The sequence below is a fragment of the Psychrilyobacter sp. genome, assembly GCF_049671765.1.
In the GTDB taxonomy this organism is placed as follows: Bacteria; Fusobacteriota; Fusobacteriia; order Fusobacteriales; family Fusobacteriaceae; genus Psychrilyobacter.
The window spans coordinates 1-5300 of sequence record NZ_JBATVM010000202.1 but is presented as its reverse complement, the minus strand read 5'-3'; the positions used below and the strand labels follow the sequence as shown (position 1 = coordinate 5300).

Annotated in this window: 5 protein-coding genes and 1 pseudogene; 3 read left to right on the top strand and 3 right to left on the bottom strand. The window is 29.6% G+C overall.

Annotated elements, in window-relative coordinates; genetic code table 11:
* A pseudogene (locus WBG30_RS09945) lies at nucleotides 1–233 on the bottom strand (hypothetical protein); the annotation flags it as partial.
* Between the two features lie 353 nt (nucleotides 234–586).
* Between WBG30_RS09945 and WBG30_RS09940 the strand changes: the two are divergent.
* The 3 genes from WBG30_RS09940 to WBG30_RS09930 all read left to right on the top strand — a co-directional run bounded on the left by WBG30_RS09940 (nucleotide 587) and on the right by WBG30_RS09930 (nucleotide 2988).
* Nucleotides 587–1225 carry a YitT family protein gene (locus WBG30_RS09940; RefSeq protein ID WP_424504500.1) on the top strand — a complete coding sequence of 213 codons (639 nt, stop codon included), beginning with the start codon at nucleotides 587–589 and terminating at the stop codon, nucleotides 1223–1225.
* 109 nt (nucleotides 1226–1334) lie between these two features.
* A complete protein-coding gene (locus WBG30_RS09935) occupies nucleotides 1335–1715 on the top strand; it encodes a thioesterase family protein (RefSeq protein WP_424504499.1) in 381 nt (126 codons plus the stop codon).
* Between the two features lie 49 nt (nucleotides 1716–1764).
* On the top strand, nucleotides 1765–2988 hold the full coding sequence (locus WBG30_RS09930; protein ID WP_424504498.1) for a uracil-xanthine permease family protein: 1224 nt from the start codon (nucleotides 1765–1767) through the stop codon (nucleotides 2986–2988).
* A 96-nt stretch (nucleotides 2989–3084) separates the two neighbouring features.
* Here the strand turns inward: WBG30_RS09930 and WBG30_RS09925 are convergent, their stop codons facing one another.
* A complete protein-coding gene (locus tag WBG30_RS09925; protein WP_424504497.1) occupies nucleotides 3085–4419 on the bottom strand; it encodes an MATE family efflux transporter in 1335 nt (444 codons plus the stop codon).
* A gap of 411 nt (nucleotides 4420–4830) precedes the next feature.
* Nucleotides 4831–5043 (bottom strand): hypothetical protein, encoded by a 213-nt coding sequence (locus WBG30_RS09920; protein WP_424504496.1) that lies wholly within the window; start codon nucleotides 5041–5043, stop codon nucleotides 4831–4833.
* Between the last annotated feature and the right edge of the window lie 257 nt (nucleotides 5044–5300).

Below are 5300 nucleotides of genomic sequence, written 5' to 3'. Positions count from 1 at the left end.
TCACTATATATATCATTTAAATTCCATCTATATTTATTTTCCACCTTTACCACTGCCTCCTTAATTTCGTCTTTTTTTTCTTCTATTTCAACTCTTTTCTCTTGGACTTTTTGTGGGATCATTTTTTGTGAAGTTATTTTTTTTTCTTTTTTTATATACTTTTGATTTATATAAAAATGGGATGCTATCCCCAATGCTAAAATTCCAGTTAATATTAAAATCCTTTTTTTCATATATTTTATCCTCCCTGTCTCATCCTGCAAAAGCCTTTCTTTTACCACAAATCAAAACTAATTTTCTCTGACATTTTTTTCTTTCATATCTCTCAAATTAACTTTGATTATATTTCTCACTCAACTTTCTTTATTATTTGAGCAATTCATGGTGAACTCCTTACCTCTAGTATATCCCTAATTTTCACCTTATTCAACAGATTTTATTTTTTTAAAAAATACCGGGTTTTACAACTCTTAGTCCGCCTTTTATACACATTAAAATATTTTAATTTTTACATTTACAATACTCGTAAAATAGTATATAATATTTCTTTAAGACTAAAATGATTATACAAAAGGAGAGTAGAGTAATGTCAAAAAGAAAAAAACATCTAACGGAATTTTTATTTATTAATCTAGGATTTTTTATAGCAGCAATGGGTATAACTAATTTTTTAGGACCTGCAAAGTTTACTGCTGGAGGATTTACAGGGTTAGCAATTTTAATAAATACACTTTTTTCAAATTTTTCTATAGCTCAAGCTATGTTGTTACTTAATATCCCTGTATTCATTTTAGGTGCTATTATTATAGGAAAAAAATATGCTCTTACCACTACATATGCTCTTATATTATTTCCATTCTATGAATGGTTTACTCATAGTTTTTTACGGTTTGTTCATCCAGCTACTGATGGTTTAGCATTTAAATTTATTGCTGTTGTTGCAGGAGCTATCTGTATCGGAATTGGAATTGGACTAGCTGTAGCTTTTGGTAGTAACACCGGTGGAACTGTTATCGTGGCTCAAATTTTTAATAGACTTTTCAATTTTCCTGTAGGAAATGTAATGATGGTGGCAGACTCTATCGTGATATTAATATCGGCTTATTTTTTAGGGTTTGATACAGTTATTTATGCTGTTATTTGTTCCCTCCTAATTGGAAAAACTGTTAATTTTACCATTGCTAAGTCTAAAAAATTTCAAGAAAGTTTCTTTTCTATAGCTTAGGACGAATTTAAAAGAAACTCTTCATTGAAGAGTTTCTTTTTTTTTAATCATTGACAACTATGAATAAATAGAGTATAATTTCGAAAGTTTAAAGTAGAGGGGGAATACAATGTTAAAAAAAGATCTATCTTATACATTAGAAAAAATTATAAATTCATCGGAAACTGCCATAAAAATGGAATCTGGCGGATTAGATGTTTTTTCTACTCCCAGTTTAATTGCTTTTATGGAAAAAACAGCATTTCTTAGTGTTGAAAAATATTTAGATAAAGAAAATACTACAGTAGGTATATCTGTAAATGTTAAACATCTGAAAGCTAACTTAGTAGGAGATAAATTAAATTGTATTGCTACATTAAATGAGATCGATGGAAAAAAACTTTCTTTCGAAATTCTTGTTATCCACGAAGAAACTATCGTAGGAAGTTGTTTCCATGACAGATTTATTGTCAATAAGGAAAAATTTATAAATAAATTAATTAAAAGATAGATTTTACTATCTTTTTTTTTGAAAAAAAATTAGGAGGATTGAGAAAAAAATGCATAAGATTAACGGAAAAACAAAATATTTATTGGGGTTACAACATGTATTAGCTATGTTTGGAGCTACTGTATTAGTACCATTTTTAACTGGACTAAACCCATCTATCGCACTTTTAGCTGCAGGTGGAGGTACTCTATTATTTCATTTTTGCACAAAGAAAATTGTCCCTGTATTCTTAGGTTCTAGTTTTGCATTTATTGGAGCTATCTCTTTAGTTCTAAAGCACGACGGTATCGGTGCTGTAAAAGCAGGAGTTATCTCTGCAGGAGTTATCTATATTTTAATGGCTCTAACTATCAAAGTATTTGGTGTTGAAAAAGTAAAATCATTTTTCCCTCCAATAGTTGTTGGACCTATCATCATGGTAATCGGTCTTAGAATGAGTCCAGTTGCTTTAAATATGATTGGATACAACAATGGTACATTCGAATTAAAAGGTTTAATAATTGCTTTAGTTGTAGTAGCTACTATGGTAATAATCTCTGTTTTAGAAAAATCTTTCTTTAGATTAGTTCCTATCCTTGTTTCAGTTATGGTTGGATATACCTTAGCCGTTCTATTTGGACTGGTAGATTTCGCCCCTATTGTAAATGCTAAATGGATAGGATTTACAGACAGTGCTTTAAAAGACCTTACAACTCTACCTAAATTTTCATGGACATCCGTTATTGCAATAGCTCCTATAGCTCTAGTAGTATTTATAGAACATATTGGAGATATAACAACTAACGGTGCCGTTGTTGGAAAAGACTTCTTTGATGAACCTGGAATCCATAGAACTATGTTAGGAGATGGAATTGCTACTCTTTTCGCCGGATTAATCGGTGGACCAGCTAATACAACTTATGGAGAAAATACCGGTGTTTTAGCAGTTACAAAAGTATACGATCCTGCTGTTCTTAGAATCGCAGCTGTATATGCAATTGCACTATCATTTATAGGTAAATTCGGTGCTGTCCTACAAACAATTCCTACTCCAGTTATGGGTGGAATATCTATTATCTTATTCGGAATGATCTCAAGTGTAGGAGTAAGAACATTAATTGAAGCTAAATTAGATTTTGCTCATTCAAGAAATTTAATCATTGCATCACTTATATTTGTTTTAGGAATAGCTATCAGTAATGTAGTTTTATGGGGAACAATCTCTCTATCTGGTCTAGCAGTAGCTGCCATTGTAGGAGTAGTTTTAAATAAAGTTCTTCCTAAAGATATATAATTTTCAAAAATAATATTTAAAAAACTATAACTCAAACAAATAATATAAAAATAGGTAGCAATTAGCTACTTATTTTTATATTTTATCTTTTATCTTTTATGCTAATTTATTTATCCATTTCTTACTAACAAACCTTTTCATTCCAATTATAATACGTACAAACTCTTCTGCTAAAGTAGCCAAATATACTATATATATAGGAAGTCCTAAATAAAAAGCTGTAAATATAGCTCCAGGTATCCCTACCATCCATAGAGCTATAAGATTTATTCCCATGGCGAATTTTGTGTCTCCTCCACCTCTTAACACTCCAACCATCTTAGTCATACTGAGAGCCTTAAATGGAAAAGATATACAAAATGCTATCAGTGTATATTTACCTAATTTCAATACATTTTCATCTACATTGTACATTCCAACTAAGTTAGAAGAGAATAATCCTAAAGGAATTGCCAAAAGAACTGCTAATCCAAATGATACTTTATAAAATTTCTTCCCATCGGAATAAGCTTCATCTAGTTTCCCTTGTCCTATTTTATGAGCTATCATTACTGTCGCTGCATTGGCAAATCCAATTACTCCTACTACCGCTAGCCTCTCAAAACTATTTTCTATATTTATAGCGGCCAATGATTCTGTTCCTATTCTTCCATAAATAGCACTATATACAGTCTGCCCTAATGCCCATAATATATCATTTAGAATAACGGCTCCTGCTGTTACAATAAATAACTTCAATACAACTATATCAAAACAAAAAAAATCTTTTAACTTTATAGCTATTGGATATTTTCTTTTATAGATAACTGCCACTACCACTACGCACTCTATCCCACGAGCTATAGATGTAGCTAATGCGGCACCTTCTACTCCTAATTCTGGGAATCCATAATTACCAAATATTAGTAGATAGTTCAATACAATATTTACTAATAACGATAAAAAACTAGTCAACATAGGTAGCTCACTCTCTCCTAATCCTCTAAGTAATATTGAAAATGAAAATGATATAGCTGAAGCCACATATGACCAAGCTACCACCTTAAGATATTTTGAAGCTGTCTCTATAACCAGTGAATCTTTTGTATAGAGTCTCATTATATACTCCGGTGTAATATATGAAATAAACCAAAAAAATAGAGCCATCAACACACTTAATATAATCGATATGGACACAATATATTTTACTTTGGTATAATCTTTTTTCCCATGGTATTGAGCTATAAATATAGCAGCTCCACTATTCACTCCCATTATAAATGTTGTCATCAAAAATACTATTTGATTAGCTAAACCTAAAGATGCCACTTGCATCCCTCCTAATTTTCCAATCATAAATACATCTGCCATATTTACAGATGCCAATATTAAACTTTGAATTGTAATTGGCAACGCTAGTATAAGTAACGTTTTATAAAAACTATTCTTCATCTCTTCCTCCTAAAAACAAATAAAATACAATAAAAAAAGTCAACATTAAAAAGTCGACCCCTAAAGGTTCAACTTAAAATATCAATTCACAGGATGAGCTTTAGCTTAATGATACTCCTGTAGCACCAATGAGATGGACAATTCTTGCCTAACGACACTCTCACAGCACCATTGAATCGACTATTTTCAAGTCAAACAATGTATTTAATTTTATATTACGTCGTGTATTATACCTTTAGTTTCTAGTTTTGTCAACAAAATCAATCTAATATGATATTTCAACAAATTTCTATTGATTCTATTCAAAATAGATAACATTAATAATGTTTTATTATAAACTATATTAGTTTTTAATTATTTATATACAAAAAAAACACGGATATCCCGTGTTTAATAAAAGTATATATAATTTTAGAAATTAAGTGGTGCTAATCTATACGTTTCTCTCACTGAAGTTCCTTCAATTACTAATTTTGAGTTTGTCATTTCTATTACTTTTCCTGCTATTACTTTTTCATTACCCTTGAAGCCCTTTACAATATATGCTCCATTTTCTTTTTTAAAAGAAACCATATTCTCCATAATTATCTTTGTCTCATTTAAATTTTTAAAAAATAATTTCATTTACACTCCTCCTAATATATTTCAAATAAATAATATTTTCATTTCATATGCATATTATATATCATCTCAGTCTATACGTCAAGAAGTATTTATTATATTTATCCAATCATCTACAAAACATATTCATCATATATATTAAAATAACTTTAAAAGCATTAATTCAATTCTTTTTGTTCGTTTATAAAACTTTTTAGCTGATAAAACATACTGAAAATATATAGTTACAAGAAGAATCATATATGAATATCATAAATATC

Excerpts from the sequence above, each read along its gene's own strand:
- WBG30_RS09940 (WP_424504500.1), top strand. The coding sequence starts at position 587 with ATGTCAAAAAGAAAAAAACATCTAACGGAATTTTTATTTATTAATCTA.
- WBG30_RS09935 (WP_424504499.1), top strand. The coding sequence starts at position 1,335 with ATGTTAAAAAAAGATCTATCTTATACATTAGAAAAAATTATAAATTCA.
- WBG30_RS09930 (WP_424504498.1), top strand. The coding sequence starts at position 1,765 with ATGCATAAGATTAACGGAAAAACAAAATATTTATTGGGGTTACAACAT.
- WBG30_RS09925 (WP_424504497.1), bottom strand. The coding sequence starts at position 4,419 with ATGAAGAATAGTTTTTATAAAACGTTACTTATACTAGCGTTGCCAATT.
- WBG30_RS09920 (WP_424504496.1), bottom strand. The coding sequence starts at position 5,043 with ATGAAATTATTTTTTAAAAATTTAAATGAGACAAAGATAATTATGGAG.